Annotated in this window: 20 protein-coding genes; 16 read left to right on the top strand and 4 right to left on the bottom strand. The window is 68.5% G+C overall.

Features of this window, described 5'->3' with window-relative positions; all coding sequences use genetic code 11:
• Nucleotides 1-123: 123 nt before the first annotated feature.
• Complete coding sequence (locus M9917_RS09025; RefSeq protein ID WP_297252887.1) at nt 124-1,839, bottom strand: AMP-binding protein; 1,716 nt, start codon at nt 1,837-1,839, stop codon at nt 124-126.
• Between the two features lie 180 nt (nt 1,840-2,019).
• Entirely contained in the window at nt 2,020-4,104 is a 2,085-nt protein-coding gene (locus tag M9917_RS09020) for an elongation factor G (protein ID WP_297252885.1), read from the bottom strand.
• Nucleotides 4,105-4,457: 353 nt separating this feature from the next.
• Here M9917_RS09020 and M9917_RS09015 point away from each other — a divergent pair, with 353 nt between their 5' ends.
• The 7 genes from M9917_RS09015 to leuD all read left to right on the top strand — a co-directional run bounded on the left by M9917_RS09015 (nt 4,458) and on the right by leuD (nt 8,340).
• On the top strand, nt 4,458-4,646 hold the full coding sequence (locus M9917_RS09015; protein ID WP_297252883.1) for a hypothetical protein: 189 nt from the start codon (nt 4,458-4,460) through the stop codon (nt 4,644-4,646).
• A gap of 153 nt (nt 4,647-4,799) precedes the next feature.
• Nucleotides 4,800-5,195, top strand: coding sequence for a 50S ribosomal protein L19 (gene rplS, locus M9917_RS09010; protein ID WP_297252881.1), 396 nt, complete (start codon nt 4,800-4,802; stop codon nt 5,193-5,195).
• A 153-nt stretch (nt 5,196-5,348) separates the two neighbouring features.
• Entirely contained in the window at nt 5,349-5,501 is a 153-nt protein-coding gene (locus M9917_RS09005) for a hypothetical protein (protein ID WP_297252879.1), read from the top strand.
• A 76-nt stretch (nt 5,502-5,577) separates the two neighbouring features.
• Entirely contained in the window at nt 5,578-6,987 is a 1,410-nt protein-coding gene (gene leuC, locus M9917_RS09000) for a 3-isopropylmalate dehydratase large subunit (RefSeq protein ID WP_297252877.1), read from the top strand.
• A gap of 22 nt (nt 6,988-7,009) precedes the next feature.
• Nucleotides 7,010-7,255 carry a hypothetical protein gene (locus tag M9917_RS08995; RefSeq protein WP_297252875.1) on the top strand — a complete coding sequence of 82 codons (246 nt, stop codon included), beginning with the start codon at nt 7,010-7,012 and terminating at the stop codon, nt 7,253-7,255.
• An 11-nt stretch (nt 7,256-7,266) separates the two neighbouring features.
• Entirely contained in the window at nt 7,267-7,701 is a 435-nt protein-coding gene (locus M9917_RS08990) for a metallopeptidase family protein (protein WP_297254802.1), read from the top strand.
• Nucleotides 7,702-7,737: 36 nt separating this feature from the next.
• Entirely contained in the window at nt 7,738-8,340 is a 603-nt protein-coding gene (gene leuD, locus M9917_RS08985) for a 3-isopropylmalate dehydratase small subunit (RefSeq protein WP_297252873.1), read from the top strand.
• A gap of 16 nt (nt 8,341-8,356) precedes the next feature.
• Here the strand turns inward: leuD and M9917_RS08980 are convergent, their stop codons facing one another.
• The gene (locus tag M9917_RS08980) at nt 8,357-9,448 is read right to left on the bottom strand and encodes an ATP-dependent DNA helicase (RefSeq protein WP_297252871.1); all 1,092 of its coding nucleotides are present in this window, start codon (nt 9,446-9,448) and stop codon (nt 8,357-8,359) included.
• 130 nt (nt 9,449-9,578) lie between these two features.
• Here M9917_RS08980 and M9917_RS08975 point away from each other — a divergent pair, with 130 nt between their 5' ends.
• A complete protein-coding gene (locus tag M9917_RS08975) occupies nt 9,579-10,568 on the top strand; it encodes an alpha/beta hydrolase (RefSeq protein WP_297252869.1) in 990 nt (329 codons plus the stop codon).
• 7 nt (nt 10,569-10,575) lie between these two features.
• Here M9917_RS08975 and M9917_RS08970 read toward each other — a convergent pair whose 3' ends face one another.
• Nucleotides 10,576-14,175, bottom strand: coding sequence for a hydantoinase B/oxoprolinase family protein (locus M9917_RS08970; RefSeq protein WP_297252868.1), 3,600 nt, complete (start codon nt 14,173-14,175; stop codon nt 10,576-10,578).
• Nucleotides 14,176-14,401: 226 nt separating this feature from the next.
• Between M9917_RS08970 and M9917_RS08965 the strand changes: the two genes are divergently transcribed.
• The 8 genes from M9917_RS08965 (at nt 14,402) to M9917_RS08930 (ending at nt 21,220) form a co-directional block, all read left to right on the top strand.
• Nucleotides 14,402-14,950, top strand: coding sequence for a TRAP transporter small permease (locus tag M9917_RS08965; RefSeq protein ID WP_297252866.1), 549 nt, complete (start codon nt 14,402-14,404; stop codon nt 14,948-14,950).
• 2 nt (nt 14,951-14,952) lie between these two features.
• Nucleotides 14,953-16,257: a TRAP transporter large permease gene (locus M9917_RS08960; protein WP_297252864.1), complete on the top strand. Its 1,305-nt coding sequence runs from the start codon at nt 14,953-14,955 to the stop codon at nt 16,255-16,257.
• 41 nt (nt 16,258-16,298) lie between these two features.
• Complete coding sequence (locus tag M9917_RS08955) at nt 16,299-17,288, top strand: TRAP transporter substrate-binding protein (RefSeq protein ID WP_465246344.1); 990 nt, start codon at nt 16,299-16,301, stop codon at nt 17,286-17,288.
• A 257-nt stretch (nt 17,289-17,545) separates the two neighbouring features.
• The gene (locus M9917_RS08950) at nt 17,546-18,076 is read left to right on the top strand and encodes a winged helix DNA-binding protein (RefSeq protein ID WP_297252862.1); all 531 of its coding nucleotides are present in this window, start codon (nt 17,546-17,548) and stop codon (nt 18,074-18,076) included.
• Nucleotides 18,077-18,173: 97 nt separating this feature from the next.
• Complete coding sequence (locus M9917_RS08945) at nt 18,174-19,076, top strand: DMT family transporter (protein ID WP_297252860.1); 903 nt, start codon at nt 18,174-18,176, stop codon at nt 19,074-19,076.
• Between the two features lie 96 nt (nt 19,077-19,172).
• A complete protein-coding gene (locus M9917_RS08940) occupies nt 19,173-19,631 on the top strand; it encodes a hypothetical protein (RefSeq protein WP_297252859.1) in 459 nt (152 codons plus the stop codon).
• A gap of 18 nt (nt 19,632-19,649) precedes the next feature.
• Complete coding sequence (locus M9917_RS08935; RefSeq protein ID WP_297252857.1) at nt 19,650-20,315, top strand: ribonuclease T2 family protein; 666 nt, start codon at nt 19,650-19,652, stop codon at nt 20,313-20,315.
• Nucleotides 20,316-20,368: 53 nt separating this feature from the next.
• Entirely contained in the window at nt 20,369-21,220 is an 852-nt protein-coding gene (locus tag M9917_RS08930) for a 23S rRNA (adenine(2030)-N(6))-methyltransferase RlmJ (protein WP_297252855.1), read from the top strand.
• Nucleotides 21,221-21,252 lie beyond the last annotated feature (32 nt).

Genomic DNA, 21,252 nt, shown 5'->3' with positions numbered 1-21,252 from the left:
CCGAGGCGGCAGAGCCATGCCCGGAACGGCAGACCCGTCCCTTAGACGCCGCAGCCCGGCAAAAGGTTCAAAGCTACCGCTTTCGTCATTGCGAGGGGCGATCCGGCCCGCTCGGAAAGCGCTTCAACGCCCGGCGGCGGCCTCCTCGCGCAGCACCCGCCGCAGCACCTTGCCGACATTGGTCTTCGGCAGGCTCTGGCGGAAGAAGATCTGCCTGGGCACCTTGTAGCCCGTCAGGTTCTCCTTGCAGTAGGCGCGCAGCGCATCCGCCGTCAGGGTGTCGTCCTTGCGTACGACGAAGGCGGTCACCGCCTCGCCCGAATGCTCGTCGGGCAGGCCGATCACCGCCGCCTCCAGCACGCCGGGATGGGCGGCGAGCACGTCCTCGACCTCGTTGGGATAGACGTTGAAGCCGGAGACCAGCACCATGTCCTTCATCCGGTCGACGACCTTGACCTGCCCGTCGGGCAGCATCAGGCCGATATCGCCGCTGCGGAAATAGCCGTCGGCCGTCATCGCCCTGGCGGTCTCGTCCGGGCGGTTCCAGTAGCCCGCCATCACCTGCGGCCCGCGGATGCAGATCTCGCCGGGCTCGCCGAGCGGCATGTCGTTGCCCTCCGCGTCGCGGATCGCGATGTCCGTCGAGGGCATCGGATAGCCGATCGTGCCGGTGAATTCGGTGATGTCGGGCCGGTTGATCGTGGCGACGGGAGAGGTTTCCGAGAGCCCGTAGCCCTCGATGATCGGGCAGCCGGTCACCGCCTTCCACTGCTTGGCGACGGCAGCCTGCGTCGCCATGCCCCCGGAGACCGCGAAGCGCAGCTCGGAGAAATCCACCTCGCCGATGCCGGGATGGTTGGCGAGCGCGTTGTAGAGCGTGTTGACGCCGGAGAAGAGCGTGAAGCGGCTCGACTTCAGCGTCTTGACGAAGCCCGGGATGTCGCGCGGATTGGCGATCAGCAGGCTCTTGGCCCCGATGCGCAGCAGGAACAGGCAGCAGCAGGTCAGCGCGAAGATGTGATAGAGCGGCAGCGCCGTCACCAGCACATGCTGGTAGCCGCTCTGGCCCATCGGCGGCTCCAGCACCCATTCGAGCCAGAAGCCGGTCTGCCTGACATTGGCGGCGACGTTGTGGTGCGTCAGCATGGCGCCCTTGGCGACGCCGGTCGTGCCCCCGGTATATTGCAGGAAGGCGATATCCTCCGGTGCGATCGTAACCGGCGCCATGGCGGCACCGTCCCACAGGATCTGCTGGAAGCTCACGGAGCCCGGCAAGTCGAACGGCTTCACCACCTTCTTGATCCGGCGGGCGACGAAATTGACGATTCGACCCTTGAAGCCCATCAGGTCGCCGGCCGTTGCGATGACGACGGTCCCGAGCTTCAGGTTCGGCTTCGCCTCCTCGACGACATGGGCGAAGTTTTCGAGCACCACGAGCACCCGTGCCCCGGCATCGTTGATCTGGTGGGTCAGCTCGCGCGCCGTGTAGAGCGGGTTGACGTTGACGACGGTGAAACCGCCCATGAGCGCCCCGAACAGCGCCGCCGGATAGGCCAGGACGTTCGGCATCATCAGGGCGACGCGGTCGCCTTTCTTCAGTCCTTTCGCCTGCAGCCAGCCGGCGAAGGCCTCCGACGCGCGGCGCGTCTCGGCGAAGGTGATCGCCTTGCCGAAGCTCTCGAAGGCCGGGCGCTCGGCATAGGTCGAGCAGGCGAAGCCGATCAGGTCCGCCAGGGTCCCGACGCTCGTCTCGTCGATCTCCGGCGGAACGGCCGGCGGATAATGCGCGAGCCACGGACGCGCAGCGTTCCTGGCCTCGGTGCCGCCGGTCGCCGTCATGGTCTCCTCCGTCATGATCGCACAGTGCGAAACGGCGGCCGGCGGCGCAAGCGCCGGCCGCCGTCGCGCCCGTTATTGTTGACACATAAACGGTCCGTGTCGCGTGAAAGCAAGCCCGGACCGGGAGCCGAAGAGCGCTCCCGGCGGGGTCTGAGCACGAGGCGCCGGATCAACGCCGGATCAACGCCCCTGCGCGAGGGCGAGCGCCTGGGCGGAGACGACCGCCTCGGCCGGCTTGCCGGAAAGCTCCGACAGATGGTCGAAGCGCGCGCTGAACGAGCCGACGCCGGAGGTGGCCGAGCGCAGCTCGACGATCAGCCCGGTCATCTCGGCCTCCGGCACCAGCGCCTTGATCTGGTCCCAGCCGCGCCAGCCGGGGCGGGTGTCATAACCGAGGATCTGCCCGCGCCGGCCCGAGATCAGGGCCGAGGCCCGCGACATCGCCTCGGAGGGAATGACCACGTCGACGGAGAGGATCGGCTCGAGCAGCACGGGCCTGGCCTGCGGCATCGCTTCCGCCATCGCCAGCCGCGCCGCCTGCCGGAACGCCATGTCGGAGGAATCGACGGTGTGGTAGGAGCCGTCCGTCAGCGTGACCTCGACATCGACGATCGGAAAGCCAAGCGGCCCCTTCTCGCAGAAATCGCGCATTCCGGCCTCGACCGAGCCGATATACTGGCGCGGAACGACGCCGCCCGCGATCCTGTCGACGAAGCGGATGCCCTCGCCGCGCGGCAGCGGCTGAACCTCGATCACCACGTCGCCATATTGCCCGTGGCCGCCGCTCTGCTTGCGATGCCGGCCGCGCGCCCCGGCCTTGCCCCGGATCGTCTCGCGATAGCCGACCTGCGGCGTCCTGTGCGTCACCGTCACGCCGTAGCGGCCGGAAAGCTTTTCGAGCGCGACGCGCAGATGCATCTCGCCCTGTCCCGAGAGCCTGGTCTCGCCGAGCTCGGGCACCTGCTTCACGCTGAGCGCGGTGTCCTCCTCGCTGAGCCGCTGCAGCGCCGCCGCCAGCCTGACATCGTCCTTGCGGTCCTTCACCGCGATGGCGAAGGCGTGGACGGCCTCGGGCGGCGCGACCGCGCTGACGAGGCCGGCCCGCGCCTTGCCGAGCACGAAGGCTTCGCCCGTCGCGATGCCGTCGAGCTTGGCGAAGCCGGCGACCTCGCCCTCCTCCGCCGCAGGCTTGCGGCTCTGCTCGGCCCCCTTCAGGGCGACGACGCCGGCGATGCGCGCCTCCGCACCGCCCGAGGAGGTGACGACATCGCCCTCCGCCAGCCGCCCGCGCATCACCCTGGCGAGTGAAAGCTTGCCGCCCTGGCTCGAATGCCAGGTCTTCATCACCTGGGCGAGCGGCGGGCCGTCGGCCGGGATGCCGGCCCGCCCGCGGGTCTCGGCGAGGCCCGGCGCCTCGTGGCGCAGCGCCTTGAGCAGCCGCGTCACGCCGTTGCCGCGCTCGGCCGCGCCGATCAGCACCGGCACGACATGGCGATGCTGCAATTCGCGCGCGAGATCGTCGAAGACACGATCGCGCGGCGGCTCCATATCACCGAGCAATTCCTCCATCAGCTCGTCGTCGTAATCGGCGAGCTGTTCCAGCATCGAAAAGCGGGCGTCCTTCTCGCGCCCCGCCTCGTCGACGGCGAGCGGCACGATCTCGCTCGGCGCATGCTCGCGGTAGATGAAGGCCCGCTCCAGAGCGAGGTCGATGAAGCCGACCGCGATGCCCTTCTGCCAGATCGGGATCTGGCGCAGCAAGAGCGGCGTGCGCGAGGCCCGCTGCAGGATGGCGAGCGTCTCGCGCACCCGGCGCGAGGCGGTGTCGATCTTGTTGAGGAAGAGGAAGCGGGGGATATCCGCCTCCTCGAGCTCGCGCAGCACGAGCTCGAGCGCCGGCGCCTTGCGGTCGTCCGCCTCGCAGACGACCACCGCCGCGTCGACCGCCGGCAGGACATGGCGCATCTCGTGCAGGAACTCGACCGAGCCGGGGCAGTCGATGAAATGGAAGCTGTCGCCGAGGAAATCGACCGTCGCGACCGTGGGCTCGGTGCTCATCTGGTGGGCGCGCGCCTCGGGCGCCGCATCGCCGACCGTGTTGCCGGCCTTGACCGTGCCGGCGCGGGTGAGCGCGCCGCAGCGCATCAGGATGCTTTCGAGCAGCGTGGTCTTGCCGCTCTGGAAGGGGCCGACGATCGCGATGCACCGCGGCCCCGCGCCTCGGGTGCCGGCTGGGGTGCCTCCGTTCTGTGCCGATGCGGGCATGGCGTCCTCCTTCGGGCTGGCCGCGACGGAGGAGAAGGGGGCTGCCCCGGCTCCGGCGCGGCGGGAAGCCGGCGGGAACGGAAAACGCGCTCACGCCGGATGGGCGGCGGTCGCTCGGGCCCGACAGGGTCGGGCGGCCGTCGGAGAGGCAGTTGCGCGAAGGTTCGCGCCGATCCGAGGCGGACGCAAGGGCTTTGTCGGCACGGGGCGACGAGCCGTCGCGACCGGAACGGCTGGCGCGAGGCCCATGGCCTGTGATCTCATCGCGCGTCCGCTGGCGCGGAACCCGGCGGCTCTGCCGGACATTCTAGAAGCGGGCCGCCATAGCGCCCGCAAACGCAGGGAGACAGCCGATGCCGGAGAACGCCTCGCAGACGGAGCTGGACGAACGCATCGCCCTCCTCAGGCGCAACATCGCCGACCTGATGGAGCAGGCGACCGGCGCCTCCGGCGCGGCCGTGGAGGAATCGCTCGCGGCCCGGCTCGGCGAGCAGCAGGACCTGCTCGACGAATTGCTGAAGAAGCGCGAGGTGATGGGATAGAGGCTGCGGCGCGGCGGGACCGGGGTTCATCGCGGTTTGTGGGCCGCGCCGCTCGACAAACGGCGCGTGCTCCTGTATGGCCGCGCTCTCAACTGAAAACAGCGCGCCGTAACGCCAGCGTGCCCGCACGCGAACACGGCCATGGAGAGACCCATGAACATCATCGAAGAGCTCGACGCCGAGCAGATCGCCAGGCTGAGCGAAGGCAAGGCCATTCCCCCTTTCCAGCCGGGCGACACCGTGCAGGTCAACGTCAAGGTCAAGGAAGGCGAGCGCAGCCGCGTCCAGGCCTATGAGGGCGTCGTGATCGCCCGCAATGGCGGCGGCCTCAACCAGAGCTTCACCGTCCGCAAGATTTCCTATGGCGAGGGCGTCGAGCGCGTCTTCCCGCTGTTCTCGCCGAACCTCGATTCGATCAAGGTCGTCCGCAAGGGCAAGGTGCGCCGCGCCAAGCTGTATTACCTGCGCGATCGCCGCGGCAAGTCGGCCCGCATCGCCGAGCGCGTCGATGCCAAGCCCGCCAAGGGCGGCAAGGCCGCCGGCAAGTAAGCCGCGCCCGGCGCTTCCGGATTTGGGGAAACGCGGTCCTCCGGGGCCGCGTTTTTCGTTGCGCGATGACGAGCGGCCCGCCCTGCGCCGGCATCGATTGTCCGGCTTGATTGGAACTGCTAAACAGTAGCCATGTCGCCGTGTGAGCATCATGTGCAGCGCTTCTGCGCCGTGCAGTGGGAAGGCCATCTGCCACCCCTGCCGACGACGCAGGATTTTGCCGCGCTGCACGACCATGCCCGGCTGCCCTGGCGCTTCTTCGGCCGCTTCGTCGCCTCCCTCGCAGCGGGCCTCGAGCGCGCCTGAGACCGGCCGCTTCCGCGCGGCCGGCGAGCCGATGCATGATTTCCAGCAGATTTCCGTTAGACCAAAGGCCCAAGCCATGACCGGACCGCGCACCCTCTACGACAAGATCTTCGACGACCACGTCGTCGACCGGCAGGAGGACGGCACCTGCCTGCTCTATATCGACCGCCACCTCATCCATGAGGTGACGAGCCCGCAGGCCTTCGAGGGCCTGCGCATGACCGGCCGCAAGGTGCGTGCGCCTGAGAAGACGCTCGCCGTCGTCGACCACAACATCCCGACGACCGACCGCAGCAAGGGCATCGCCGAGGAGGAAAGCCGCATCCAGGTCGAGGCGCTGGCGAAGAACGCGAAGGACTTCGGCGTCGAGTATTTCAACGAGCTCGACAAGCGCCAGGGCATCGTCCACATCGTCGGCCCCGAGCAGGGCTTCACCCTGCCCGGCACCACGATCGTCTGCGGCGACTCGCACACCTCGACGCATGGCGCCTTCGGCGCGCTCGCCCACGGCATCGGCACCTCCGAGGTCGAGCATGTGCTCGCCACCCAGACGCTGATCCAGAAGAAGGCGATGAACATGCTCGTCCAGGTGGACGGCACGCCCGCGCCCGGCGTCGGCGCCAAGGACATCACGCTCGCCATCATCGGCGAGATCGGCACCGCCGGCGGCACCGGCTCGGTGATCGAATATGCCGGCGAGGCCATCCGCGGGCTCTCGATGGAAGGCCGCATGACGGTCTGCAACATGTCGATCGAGGGCGGCGCGCGCGCCGGCATGGTCGCGCCGGATGAAAAGTCCTTCGCCTATCTGAAGGGCCGCCCCAAGGCGCCGCAGGGCGCCGCCTGGGACGCCGCCGTCCGCTACTGGGAGACTTTGCGCACCGACGAGGGCGCGCATTTCGACCGGATCGTCCGGCTCGATGCCGCCAACCTCCCGCCGATCGTCTCCTGGGGCACGAGCCCGGAGGACGTCGTCTCGGTCACGGGCGCGGTGCCCGATCCCGAGCTGATCGAGGACGAGGTCAAGCGCGCCTCGAAGAAGCGCGCGCTGGAATACATGGCGCTGACCGCCGGCACCAGGATGACCGAGATCCCGCTCGACGTGATCTGGATCGGCTCCTGCACCAATGGCCGCATCGAGGACCTGCGCACGGTCGCCAAGATCGTCGAGGGCAGGAAGATCCATGACAGCCTCGACTACGCCATGATCGTGCCGGGCTCCGGCCTGGTGAAGCAGCAGGCGGAGGCCGAGGGGCTCGACAAGATCTTCCTGGCCGCCGGCTTCGAATGGCGCGAGCCCGGCTGCTCGATGTGCCTGGGCATGAACCCCGACCAGCTCAAGCCCGGCCAGCGCGCCGCCTCGACCTCGAACCGCAATTTCGAGGGCCGCCAGGGCTATCGCGGCCGGACGCACCTCGTCTCGCCGGCGATGGCGGCTGCGGCCGCGCTGACCGGCCGCTTCGTCGACGTGCGCACGCTGGGCTGACCGGAGCGGCGGGGAGCGAGCCATGTCGAACGACCCCCGCGAAGCCGCCCGCGCCGCCGAATCCAGGGCGGCGCTGGACCGCGCCAGGCGCGACAGCGAGACCCTGCTCGGCTCCTCGATGGGCCGGGCGGCCGGGCATTTTTCGGGCGCCGACGCACCCGAGGGCGACAGGATCGAGCTCTGGGGCCGGCGCATCGGCCGCGCGCTTTCGCTCATCGGCGTCGTCGTGCTGGCCTGGTGGCTCGGCCATCAGCTGAAGATCTGGTGAGGGCCAAGACCATGGACGCCAGGGTCGCGAAGCGCGGGGAGATCGACTGGGACGGCGTGAAGGCGCCGTCGCAGGAGGCGTTCGAGGTTCTCGCCCAGGCCGCTTTCGACCGCCTGCCGGAGGAGTTCCGCGCGCTCTGCGCCGATGTGATCTTCAACGTCGCCGAGTTCCCCGAGGACGACGTGCTGAAGGAGCTGGAGGCGGAAAGCCCCTTCGACCTGCTCGGCCTGTTCAGCGGCGTCGGCCTGCCCCAGCAGGGCTATGCCCCGCAGACCGGCCAGATGCCCAACACCATCCATCTCTACCGCCGGCCGATCCTCGACTACTGGGCCGAACATGACGAGAGCCTGGGCGCCATCGTCAGCCATGTCATGGTCCACGAGATCGGCCACCATTTCGGCTTCTCCGACGAGGACATGGAAGCCATCGAACAGGCGGCCGGCTGAAATCCGGCCCGACAGGAAAAGAACAAGGAACCCACCATGCAGCCCTTCACCACGCTCACCTCGACGCCCGCGCCGCTGAAGGTGGTCAATGTCGACACCGACATGATCATCCCCAAGCAGTATCTGAAGACGATCAAGCGCACCGGGCTCGGCACCGCCCTGTTCTCGGAGATGCGCTACAAGGAGGACGGCTCGGAGAACCCGGATTTCGTCCTGAACCAGCCGGGCTACCGCAAGGCGCAGATCCTCGTCGCCGGCGACAATTTCGGCTGCGGCTCCTCGCGCGAGCACGCCCCCTGGGCGCTGCTCGATTTCGGCATCCGCTGCGTGATCTCGACGAGCTTCGCCGACATCTTCTACAACAACTGCTTCAAGAACGGCATCCTGCCGATCAAGGTCACGCCACAGCAGCTCGACATGCTGTTCGACGACGCCGAGCGCGGCTCCAACGCGACGCTGACGATCGACCTCGAGAGCCAGACGATCAAGGGCCCGGATGGCGGCGAGATCCATTTCGAGATGGACCCCTTCCGCAAGCACTGCCTCCTCAACGGCCTCGACGACATCGGCCTGACCCTGGAGAAGAGCACGAAGATCGATGCCTTCGAGGAGAAGCTGAAGCAGCGCGAATGGGCGTGACGGACGGCAGGCCGCCCTACACCACCACCGTGATCGTCTCAGCCGCGCGCGTCAGCCCGGTATAGAGCCAGCGCGCGCGATGCTCGCGGAAGGCGAAGCTCTCGTCGAACAGCACGACGTCGTCCCATTGCGAGCCCTGCGCCTTGTGGACGGTCAGCGCATAGCCGAAGGTGAATTCGTCGGTGTGCTTGCGCAGCTCCCAGGGGATCTCGTCCTCGGTGCCGTCGAAGAAGTTCGGCATCACCGAGACCTTGACCGCCCGGGCGCCGGCATCGTCCTCCGGCGTGACGCGCATGGTGACGAGCCCCTTCTTCGACGTCTTGATCTCCTGCACGATCCAGGAGCCGCCGTTGAGCAGGCCCTTGCTCTTGTCGTTGCGCAGGCAGACCAGCTTCTCGCCGGCGACGGGCCGGTCGTCGGTGCGGCCCATCAGCTGGCGGATGCGGGCATTGTAGTTGCGCCGCGTCTTGTTCATGCCGACCAGCACCTGATCGGCGCCCATGACGATCTCGGGATTGATCTCGCCGCGCCGGATCACCCGGCTCTGCCCATAATCGCCGAGCGCAAGCCCGCCGCCCTCGCGCACCGTCATCGACATCCGCACGATCGGATTGTCAGCCGCCTGCCGGTGGACCTCGGTCAGCATCACGTCCGGCTCCCCATCGGTGAAGAAGCCGCCGCCCTTGACGGGCGGCAACTGCGCCGGATCGCCCAGGACGAGCACCGGCGTGCCGAAGGAGAGCAGGTCGCGCCCGAGCTCCTCGTCGACCATCGAGCATTCGTCGATGATGACGAGCTTGGCCTTGGCGGCGGCGCTGTCGCGGTTCAGCGCGAAGACCGGGCTCTCCTCCTCGACGCCGCGCGAGCGGTAGATCAGCGAATGGATGGTCTGCGCGCCATGGCAGCCCTTGTTGCGCAGCACCAGCGCGGCCTTGCCGGTATAGGCGGCGAAGACGACATCGCCGTCGACCGCTTCCGCGATATGACGCGCGAGCGTGGTCTTGCCGGTGCCGGCATAGCCGAACATGCGGAAGAGCTGCGGCTCGCCGGCCTGCAGCCAGCGCGCCACGGCGGTCAGGGCCGCATCCTGCTGGGGCGACCAGCTCATCGCGGGACGATCGAGGAAAAGGGCATGGCGCAGAAGGGCCGAGTCGGCCCGCGAAGGCAAGCCCGGCATGACGCCGAAGTCCGGCACGACACCGATTGCCCAACCTCCCGCGCCGGCCTAGCCTCGCGCCATGAGACGACGCGCCCGCCGGATCCTCCTCATCTGCCTTGCCCTCGCCTTCGCGGGCTATGCCGCTTTCGTGCTGTCGCCCTGGCCCGCGACCCTGTTGACGCGGCTCGCCCTCGGCTATGTCGGCTCGCAGACCACGGCCGCGCTCGCCCCCCATGTTCCCGCCGGCATCCGCGAGCAGCGCGACATCGCCTATGGCAGCGGGCAGGACGAAAAGCTCGACCTCTATCTCCCGCCGGGCGCCGTCGCGCCGGGGCGCCCGACGATCGTCTGGATCCATGGCGGGGCCTTCGTCGCCGGTGACCGGCAGGATGTCGCGCCCTATCTCAGGATCCTGGCCGGGCGCGGCTTCCCGGCGGTCGCGATCGGCTATACCCGCGCGCCGGACGCCCGCTATCCGGCGCCCGTCTTGCAGGCGAACGCCGCGCTCGGCTTCCTGCGGCGCGAGGGCCAGCGCCTCGGCCTCGATCCGGGGCGCATCGTGCTCGCCGGCGATTCGACCGGCGCGCATATCGCCGCCCAGCTCGCTGCCGGCCTGACCGGCAAGGATTATGCGGCGCTGCTCGGGCTGACCCCGGCGGTCGCGCCCGAAACCTTGAGCGGCACGGCGCTGTTCGGCGGCGTCTTCGACGTCACCGCCATCGAGCTGACCGGCCCGTTCGGCAGCTTCGTCCGCTCGGTGCTCTTCGCCTATTTCGGCACGGCGAACCCGCTGGACAGCCGGCACATCACCGAGGCCGCCGTGCCGCGCTACGTCACCGAGGCCTTCCCGCCGAGCTTCATCGCGGTCGGCAACGGCGATCCGCTGGCGCCGCAATCGGTGGTGATGGCGCAGGCGCTCGGCGACCGCGGCGTCAGGGTCGACACGCTGTTCTTCCCGCCCGATCTCGAGCCCAAGCTGCCGCATCAGTTCCAGTTCGACCTCGACCGGCCGGAAGGCCGGCAGGCGCTCGACCGGCTGGCGGCCTTCCTGAACGGGCTTTCCCGCTGAGCCGCCGTCAGCCTTTCGCCTTGCCGTATCCCCCCGGCGTCGGCGTGATCACCGTCACCGCCTCGCCGGCTTCGAGCAGGGTCTGGTCGGAAGGTTGCAGCTCCTCGACCGCACCGGAGAGCCTGCGCACCAGCGTCCGGCCGAGTTCGCCGGGCTCCCCGCCATCGACCCCGAAGGGGCGCACCCGGCGGTGCGAGGCGAGGATCGCGCAATCCATCCGCTCGCGGAAGCGGATGGTGCGCGAGGTGCCGTCCCCGCCCGTCCATTCGCCCCTGCCGCCCGAGCCGGCGCGGATGTGGAAATCCTCCAGCACGACGGGGAAGCGCGCCTCCAGGATCTCCGGATCGGTCAGGCGCGAATTGGTCATGTGGACATGCACGCCGGACGTGCCGTCGAAGCCGGGCCCCGCCGGCGAGCCCGAGCAGATCGTCTCGTAATACTGATACCGGTCGTTGCCGAAGGTCAGGTTGTTCATCGTGCCCTGCGAGCAGGACATCGCCTTGAGCGCGCCGAACAGCGTGTTCGTCACCGCCTGCGACACCTCGACATTGCCCGCCACCACCGCCGCCGGATAGCGGGGGCTGAGCATCGAGCCCTCCGGCACGACGATCCTGATCGGCCTGAGGCAGCCGGCGTTCATCGGGATCGCGTCATCGACCATGACGCGGAAGACATAGAGCACGGCGGCGCGCGTCACCGGGGCCGGAGCGTTGAAGTTGTCAGGCCGTTGCCCGGAGGTGCCGGTGAAGTCGACCGTGGCCTCGCGCTTCTCGCGGTCGATGGTGATCTTCACACGAATCGCGCAGCCCTGGTCCATCGGATAGGTGAATTCGGAATCGTGCAGCCGCGTCAGCAGCCTCGCCACGCTCTCGGCCGCATTGTCCTGGACATGGCCCATATAGGCCTGCACCACCTCGAGGCCGAAGGAGCCGATCATCTTCTTCAGCTCCGCCACGCCCTTCTCGTTGGCGGCGATCTGCGCCTTGAGGTCGTTGACGTTCTGCACGACGTTGCGGACGGGATAGCGCGCGCCGGTCAGGAGCTTGACCAGCTCCTCCTCGCAGAAGCGGCCCTGATCGACGATTCTGAAATTGTCGATATAGACGCCCTCTTCCTCGATATTGGTCGCCAGCGGCGACATCGAGCCCGGCGCCGTGCCGCCGACATCGGCGTGGTGGCCGCGGCTGGCCACCCAGAACAGGATCGCCTTCTCGTCCGCGTCGAAGACCGGGGTGCAGACCGTGATGTCGGGCAGATGCGTGCCGCCGTTATAGGGCGCGTTGAGGCAATAGACGTCGCCCGGCCGGATCACCGGGTTGTTGGCGATCACCGTCTCGACCGAGCGGTCCATCGAGCCCAGATGCACCGGCATGTGCGGAGCATTGGCGACGAGCGCGCCGGTCTGGTCGAAGACCGCGCAGGAGAAGTCGAGCCGCTCCTTGATGTTGACCGAATAGGCGGTGTTCTGCAGCGTCACGCCCATCTGCTCGGCGATCGACATGAACAGGTTGTTGAAGATCTCGAGCATCACCGGATCGGCTTTGGTGCCGATCGCCGCCTGCTGCACCAGCGCCTTGACGCGGGTGAGGACGAGATGGTCGCGGGCGGTGAGCCTGGCGCTCCAGCCCTCCTCGACCACGACGGTCTGGTTGGGCTCGATGATGATGGCGGGGCCGGCGAGGCTGTGGCCGGGCTTCATCGCCTCGCGCCTCACGATCGCCGCATCGTGCCACCGGCCCTTGGCGAAGAAGCGGGTGCGCTCGGCGACCGCCGGCTCGCCCGCCTGCTCGGGCGCGGCCGCCTCCTCGAACTTCGCCCCACCGCCGACGGCCTCGACCTCGACCGCCTCGACGACCAGCGCCTTGGTCTCGTCCATGAAGCCGAAGCGCGCCTTGTGCGCTGCCTGGAAAGCCTCCTGCATCACGGCCCGCGTCCCGGCTGGAACCGCGATCGCGGTGTCGGTGCCGGCATAGCGGATATGGGCGCGGATATGGAGCGCGATCTCGCCCTCGGCCACGCCCTGCCCCGCGACCTCCGCCCTCGTCTCGGCGGCAAGCTTCGCCGCCACCGCCTCGATCGCGGCCTTCGCCTCGCCGTCGAGGCTTACGTCGAGCGCGGCGGTGCGCGTCGAGCGGATCTCGGCCAAGCCCATGCCATAGGCCGAGAGCAGGCCGGAGAACGGGTGCAGCAGCACGGTCCTGATGCCGAGCGCATCCGCCACGAGGCAGGCATGCTGCCCGCCGGCGCCGCCGAAGGAGTTCAGCGCGTAGCGGGTGATGTCGTAGCCGCGCTGCACCGAGATCTTCTTGATCGCCTCGGCCATGTTGGCGACCGCGATCTGGATGAAGCCGTCGGCGACCTCCTCGGGCTTGCGCCCGTCCCCGACCTCGGCGGCGAGCACGGCGAATTTGTTGCGCACGATCGCGACATCGAGCGGCTCGTCCTGCCTCGGGCCGAAGATCGCCGGGAACCAGGACGGAATCAGCTTGCCGACCATGACATTGGCGTCCGTCAGCGCCAGCGGCCCGCCGCGGCGATAGGCGGCCGGCCCCGGATTGGCGCCGGCCGAATCCGGGCCGACGCGGAAACGCGCGCCGTCATAGTGGAGGATCGAGCCGCCGCCGGCCGCGACCGTGTGGATCAGCATCATCGGCGCGCGCATGCGCACGCCGGCGACCTCCGTCTCGAAGGCGCGCTCGTATTCGCCGTCGAAATGGGCGACATCGGTCGAGGTGCCGCCCATGTCGAAGCCGATCACCCGGCCGAAGCCGGCCGAGCGGCCGGTCTCGGCGAGGCCGACCACGCCGCCGGCCGGACCGGAGAGGATCGCATCCTTGCCCTGGAACAGCTCGGCGGCGGTCAAGCCGCCCGAGGACATCATGAACATCAGCCGAGCCCCGGTGCGGGCGACGTCGAGCTCGTCTGAAACCTGGCTGACATAGCGGCGCAGGATCGGCGACAGATAGGCGTCGACGACGGTCGTGTCGCCGCGCCCGACCAGCTTCACCAGGGCTGAGACCTCATGGCTGACCGAGACCTGCGGGAAGCCGATGGCGCGGGCGACGCGCGCCGCGACCTGCTCATGCGCCGGATAGCGGTAGCCATGCATGAAGACGATCGCGACGGCGCGGAAGCCGGCATCGTACTCAGCCTGAAGGGCGCTGCGGATCGCCGCCTCGTCGGGCACGCACTCGACCGTGCCGTCGGCCAGCACGCGCTCCTCGATCTCGACAACCTCTTCGTAGAGCTGCTCGGGCATGACGATCTCTCTGGCGAAGATGTCGGGGCGCGCTTGGTAGCCGATGCGCAGCGCATCGCGAAAACCCCTGGTGGTGACGAGCAGCGTGCGGTCGCCCTTGCGCTCGAGCAGCGCATTGGTGGCGACGGTCGTGCCCATGCGCACCTCGCCGACAGCGCCCGCCGGGATCGGCTCGCCCGGCTTCAGGCCCAGAAGCTCGCGGATGCCCTGCACGGCTGCGTCGCGATAGGCGCCGGGGTTCTCGGAAAGCAGCTTCCTGGCGTGCAGCCCGCCAACGGAATCGCGCCCGATCACATCGGTGAAGGTGCCGCCGCGGTCGATCCAGAAATCCCAACGGGCCGCCGCCATGAGACGCTCTCCCCAGTATATTCACTTGGCCAAGTCTAATACTAACGTTTCATCGATAAATTGTCGATGAGTTATTGACAAGGCCATTTCGCCGGCTACCATCCCGGTTTCCGTCGGAACATGGCTTGAGGGGCCGGGCCGGCGCGAAAGCGGAGGATGCGACGATGCGAGCCAATCTGGCAATCGGGCGCGCAGGCGCTCTCGTCCGACCGGAGCGCCCCGCCCCATGATCCGGCGCACGCTCGACACGCTCTATCTCTCGGCCGGCTACCTCGCCGGCTTTTTCCTCGTCGCGATCTTCGCCCTGATGATGATCCTGTCTGTCGGGCGCCAGATCGATTTCAACGTCCCCTCGGGCGACGACTTCACCGGCTGGTCGCTCGTCGCCATGTCCTTCCTCGGCCTCGCCCACACCTTCAAACGCGGCGAGATGATCCGTGTCGGACTTTTGCTGGACCGCCTGCACGGGCGCACCCGCCGCATCGCCGAGCTGATCTCGCTCACCATCGCGGGCGCCTTCACCGCCTATTTCACCTGGCAGTCGGGCATCCTCGCCTATGATTCCTGGCGCTTCTTCGACATGTCGACCGGAGTGATCTCGATCCCGCTCTGGATCCCGCAGCTCGGCATGGTCATCGGCCTCGCGATCCTGCTCGTCGCCGTGATCGAGGAATGGCTGATCGTGGCGCATGGCGGCAGACCGACCTACCAACCCGAGCCGCCGAAGACGACCGAGGAGCTGATCGAGCGCGTGGCGCAGGGCGGGGGCGTCTGACGATGAGCCTTCCCATCCTGTCGATCGTCCTGCTCGGCTTCCTCATCGTCGTCCTTGCCGGCGGCGTGTGGATCGCGGTCGGCCTGGGTCTCGTCGGCCTGCTCGCCATGCTGATCGTCACCGACGTCCCGATCGGGCAGGTGCTGGCCACGAGCGTGTGGAGCGCTTCAGCCTCGTGGACGCTGGCGGCGCTGCCGCTGTTCATCTGGATGGGCGAGATCCTGTTCCGCACGCGGCTTTCGGCCCAGATGTTCCAGGGCCTCTCGCCCTGGCTGCAATGGCTTCCCGGCCGGCTGATTCACACCAATATCGTCGGTTGCGGCATCTTCGCCGCCGTTTCGGGATCCTCCGCCGCGACGGTCGCGACGATCGGCAAGATCTCGCTGCCGGAACTCGCCAAGCGCGGCTATGACGAGCGCCTGAGCCTCGGCACGCTGGCGGGCTCAGGCACGCTCGGCCTCCTGATCCCGCCCTCGATCCCAATGGTGGTCTACGCCATCACCGCCAACGTCTCGGTGCTTCAGGTCTTCCTCGGCGGCTTCCTGCCCGGCCTGCTCGTGATGGCTCTCTATATGGGCTATGTCATCGTCTGGTCACTGCTCAACCCGGACAAGACGCCGCCGCGCGACCCACGCATGGCCTTCATGGAAAAGGTCAGGCAGTCGACGAAGCTCGCCCCTTGCCTGCTGCTGATCGCCGCGGTGTTCCTCGCCCTGATCCTGGGCTTCGCCACGGCGACCGAATGCGCCGCCTGGGGCGTCACCGGCGCGCTCATCCTGGCCTGGTGGAGCGGCACGCTGAGCTGGGCGACCTTCTTCGAAAGCGTGATGAGCGCGACGCGCCTGACCTGCATGATCATGCTGATCCTGGCCGGCGCCGCCTTCTGCACGGCGGCGATGGGCTATACCGGCATCCCCGCCGCGCTGGCCGAATGGGTCAAGGGGCAGGACCTGTCGCCGCACATGCTCGTGCTGGCGATGACGGTGATGTACATCATCCTCGGCTGCTTCGTGGACGGCATCTCGATGATCGTGCTGACCGCCGTCATCGTCCTGCCGATGGTCAAGGAGGCCGGCTTCGACCTGGTCTGGTTCGGCGTCTATCTCGTCATCCATGTCGAGATGGCGCAGATCACACCCCCGGTCGGCTTCAACCTGTTCGTGTTGCAGAACATGAGCGGCAAGGACACGATGACGATCGCGAAGGCGGCGTTTCCGTTCTTCATCCTGCTGAACGTGGCCGTCATCATCATCACGACCTTCCCGCAGATCGTGCTTTACCTGCCGAAGCTCGCCTTCCCGGACTGAGGGCAGGCCCGTCACCACAAGCAAGAAGAGAGGGACATGACATGATCGACCGCAGACATCTGACCGGCGCCGCCTTCGCCCTGAGCCTCGGCGCGCTCGCCTTCGCCATGCCGGCCTCGGCGCAGACCAAGTGGAACCTGCCAGCCGCCTATCCGGCCGACAACCCGCACAGCGAAAACCTCGTGCTTTTCGCCAAGGACGTCGACGCGGCGACCGGCGGCAAGCTCCAGATCACCGTCCATCCGAACGCCTCGCTGTTCAAGGCGCCCGAGATCAAGCGCGCGGTTGCCACCGGCCAGACCCAGATGGGCGAGATCCTGATGTCGATCCACGAGAACGAGGACCCGGTCTTCGGCATCGACGTCGTGCCCTTCCTGGCGACCTCCTTCGCCGATGCGCGCAAGCTCTACACCGCCTCGAAGCCCGCCATCGAGAAGAAGCTCGACGCGCAGGGCCTCAAGCTGCTCTTCATGGTGCCCTGGGCGCCGCAGGGCGTCTACGCCAAGAAGGACATCAATACGATCGAGGACATGAAGGGGCTGAAATGGCGCTCCTACAATGTCGGCACCGCCCGGCTCGGCGAACTGCTCGGCATGCAGGCCGTCACCATCCAGGCGGCCGAGCTGCCGCAGGCGCTGGCGACCGGCGTGGTCAATTCCTTCATGTCGTCGGGCGGCACGGGCTACGATTCCAAGGTCTGGGAAACGCTGAGCCATTTCTACGACGTCCAGGCCTGGATCCCGAAGGACGCGACCTTCGTCAACAAGGCGGCCTTCAACGCCCTCGACAAGGCGACGCAGGACGCCATCCTCAAGGCCGCCGCGGCGGCCGAGGAGCGCGGCTGGAAGATGTGGCAGGAGAAATCCGGCTGGTATCTCGACCAGCTCAAGGCCAAGGGCATGAAGGTGCAGGCGCCCTCGCCGGCGCTGGCGGCCGGCTTCAAGAAGGCCGGCGAGACCCTGACCGCCGACTGGCTGAAGAAGGCCGGCGCCGAAGGCCAGGCGATCGTCGACGCCTATAAGAAGATGTGAGGCGCCATCCGGACCGGGGGGAGAGGTGAGGCGTAGACCGCTGGACTGACCGCCGCAGCGACCCGTTCGTCGCACGCCCGGCTAGAGCGTCGGATGCGAAAGGCGGAATCCACTTTTCGGAAAAATCCGATGCTCCGACAACGAGATAGATCATCGTTACCGCGTCCGGTAGGACGCGCGATGATCTAGCGGCCTTCCCTTCGCCCTGCCCTCTGCCTATGGGAGAGGGCTCCCGCGCATGTTCGACAAGCGACAGAATGCCTGATCCGACACCTCCCCCCGACGACCTCGGCCCGATCGTCTCCTCCGGCCATCTCGCCTCAGGAGCCATGCCGGCCCTGTCGGAGTTCGAATTCGCGCTGAGCATGACGGTGCACGCCTTCCAGCGCTGGATGGTCCGCTGCATGGCGGCGGCCGGCATCGCCGATCTGTCGGCGCTCGACGTGCTCGTGCTGCACAACGTCAATCACCGCGGCAAGGCGAAGCGGCTCGCCGATATCTGCCTCGTCCTCAACATCGAGGACACTCATCTGGTGAACTATTCGCTGAAGAAGCTCGAGCGGCTGAAGCTCATCGAGGGCGGCCGCAAGGGCAAGGAGAAGACCATCAGGGTCACCCCGGCCGGCGAGGAGGCCTGCCGGCGCTACGCCCTGATCCGCGAGCAGCTCCTGGTCAGATCCGTGCGCGCCAGCGGCGCCGATCCGGCCCGCCTCTCCGAGATCGCCGCCATGATGCGCTCGCTCTCCGGCCAGTACGACCAGGCGGCGCGGGCGGCGGCGAGCCTTTAGAGCCCGGCCGCCGGGCAAGGCGGGCATGCAGCCGCGCGCATTGCCACGGGCTCCGGATTCGGCCAGTGAACGCGCAAGCCTCGGAACCTCGCCCGACATGCCTTCCCGCAACGCCCCGCTCGCCGGCATCGCCATGATGCTCCTCGGCATCCTGCTGTTTTCCCTGAACGACGTGATGGGCAAATGGCTGCTCGCCACCTATTCGATCGGGCAGCTCCTGATGATGCGCAGCCTGGCGGCGCTCACCGTCATCCTGCCCTTCGTCTTCAGGCAGGGCGTGCGCCGGACCTTTCGGCCAGAGCGCCCCGGCCTGCAGCTGTTGCGCGTCGTCTTCTGCTCGAGCGAGGTCGCTCTCTTCTATCTCGCCGTGAGCTATCTGCCGCTCGCCGACACGATGACGATCTGGCTCGCGGCACCGGTCTGGGTGGCGATCCTGGCTGCGCTTCTGCTGGGCGAGCGCATCGATGCCCGGCGCTGGCTCGCCATCGCGCTCGGCTTCGCCGGCGTGGCGGTGGCGCTGAACCCGAGCGGCGCGAGCCTGTCCATGCCGGCCCTGATCGCGCTCCTCGGCAGCTTCCTCTTCGCCGCGATGATGATCGCCAACCGCTACTTGCGCGGCACGCCCGACATCACGCTGGTCACCTGGCAGTCGCTGGGCGCCCTGCTGACGGGGCTCGCGCTCCTGCCCTTCGGCCGGGTGACGCCGAGCCTGGCCGATACCGCCTTCCTCGGCCTGCTCGGCATCGTCTCGATGGGCGCGCATATCTGCGTCACCCGCTCGCTCAAGCTGGCCGAAGCCTCGGTCGTCGTGCCCTATCAATACACGCTGCTCGTCTGGGCCCTGATCTTCGGCTGGTTCGTCTTCGGCGACTGGCCGACGCCGGCGATGCTGGCCGGGGCGGCGCTGATCGTCACGGCCGGGCTTGCTCTGCTCATCCTCGAGCGGCGGGCCGGCGCGGCGGCGTCCGCGATCGAGGCGACGGGTGCCGGCGCACCGTGACGCGCCCCGCCCTCCCACGACCTGCCGCCTTGACCCTCGGCGCGGACGCCGCCATCGTGCGCCTCATCGCCGCCCTCCCAGACGAGGCTTGATTCCATGCGCCGCGCCCTGCTGCGAACCGCCCTTGTTCTCCTCGCCGGCATCGCCGCCACCGCCGCAGGCGCAGCGAACGGGCGCTACGTCCATCCCGCCGACCGGGCGGAGGAGCGCCATTTCCCGATGTATGGCAACCTGCCCGTCTGCGACGATCCCGCGGTGCTGGGCGAGCTCACGCGCTGGTTCAATTCACGCGAGGCGACCTATTGGGGACCGCTCCAGGCCTTGTCCTATGACCGCATCTCGCAGATCGGCTTCCGCAGCTGGGGCGCCGACTTCATCCCGCGGCGCTTCTGCAGCGGCCGCATGCTGCTGAACGACGGCAGCCTGCGCCGCGTCGACTATTCCGTGCGCGAGAATCTGGGCCTTTTCGGCCTGACCTGGAACGTCAACTGGTGCGTCAGCGGCCTCGACCGGCACCGCTCCTACGCGCCCGATTGCAAGATGGCGCGACCCTAGGGGCTGTTAGGGACCGCGATGACGAAGCGGCTGGCGCTCGCGCTCCTGGCGCTCTTCGGTTTCGCCGCGGCCGGCCTTGCGCAAGGCTTCGGCCCGCGCGGCGGCGCGCCCGGCGATTTCGATTTCTACGTGCTGGCGCTGTCCTGGTCGCCGGGTTTCTGCGAGCTCGACGGCGATCGCGCGCGCAACAGCGCGCAATGCGACGGGCGCCCCGGCCTCGGCTTCGTGGTGCACGGCCTCTGGCCGCAGAACGAGCGCGGCTATCCGAGCGATTGCGGCCCGGCCGGGCGAACGCCCTCGCGCATCGCGCTGGATGAGGCGCGGGGCCTGTTCCCGACCGAGAGCCTCGCCCGCTACCAGTGGCGCAAGCACGGCACCTGCACGGGATCGAGCCCGGCCGAGTATTTCCGCGACGTCCGCCGCACCCGCGACAGGATCGCGATCCCGCCGGCGCTCACCCAGGCCGGGCACGACCGGCGCTGGACCCCGCTCGGTCTCGAGCGCGCCTTCGTCGCCGCCAATCCCGGCCTGCGCCCGGACATGATGGCGCTCGCCTGCAAGCGCGGCGTGCTTCAGGAGGTCAGGATCTGCCTCACGCGGGACCTGCGCGCCTTCCGCTCCTGCCCGCAGGTCGACCGCGCCGGCTGCCGCGCGCCCGAGGTCACGGTCGTCTCGCCGCGCTGAACCCGGGTCTTTGCCGCTTCCGGAGGCAAGCCGCATGCTCTACCAACGGCGGCATGAACTACCGCCACGGCTTCCACGCCGGAAACTTCGCCGATGTGCTGAAGCATGTGGTGCTGACGCGCATCCTCAGCCATCTCAACGCCAAGCCCGCGCCTTACCGCATCGTCGATACCCATGCCGGCGCCGGCCGCTACGATCTGGGCTCGGAGGAGGCGCTGCGGACGCATGAATGGAAGGACGGCGTGGCGCGGATCGACCGCTCGCCTCTCTCTCCCGCCGTCGAGGCGCTGCTCGCCCCCTGGCGCGCCGCGCTGGCTGGCGCGCGCGCGCTTTACGGGCCAGGCGCCTATCCCGGCTCTCCCTGGCTCTGCCGCCACGCGATGCGGCCGGGCGACCGGCTGATCGCCGCCGAGCTGCATCCCCCGACCTGGCGCAAGCTCGCCGAGGCGATCGGCCGCGACCGGCGCTGCAAGCCGCTCGCCATCGACGGCTGGACGGCGCTGAGGGCCAATGTCCCGCCGAAGGAACGGCGGGGACTCGTCCTGATCGATCCGCCCTTCGAGGAGAAGGACGAGTTCGCCACCCTCGCCGCCCAGTTCGTCGCCGCCCATCGCAAATGGCCGACCGGGATCTATGCGCTCTGGTATCCGCTCAAGGATCGCGGCGGGGTCGAAGCGCTGATCGAGGCGGTGAGCGACGCCGGAATCGGCCGGCTCCTGCGCCTCGAGATCGATATCGACCGCCCCGCGGCGGCCGGCGGGCTCAGCGCCACCGGCCTCATCGTCGTCAATCCGCCCTGGCGCCTGGCCGAGGAGGCGCAAACGCTGCTGCCGGCCCTGACCGAACGCCTCGCCCAGGGGCCGCGACCGCGCTATCACTGCGAGGCGATCCGCCCCGACGGCTGATCCCTCGTCCCACGCCACCGCCTCAAAGGATT

This window comes from Bosea sp. (in: a-proteobacteria) (assembly GCF_023953965.1).
In the GTDB taxonomy this organism is placed as follows: domain Bacteria; phylum Pseudomonadota; class Alphaproteobacteria; order Rhizobiales; family Beijerinckiaceae; genus Allobosea.
Note: the sequence above shows the minus strand (reverse complement) of the source record. Positions and strands in the feature narration are given on the sequence as shown.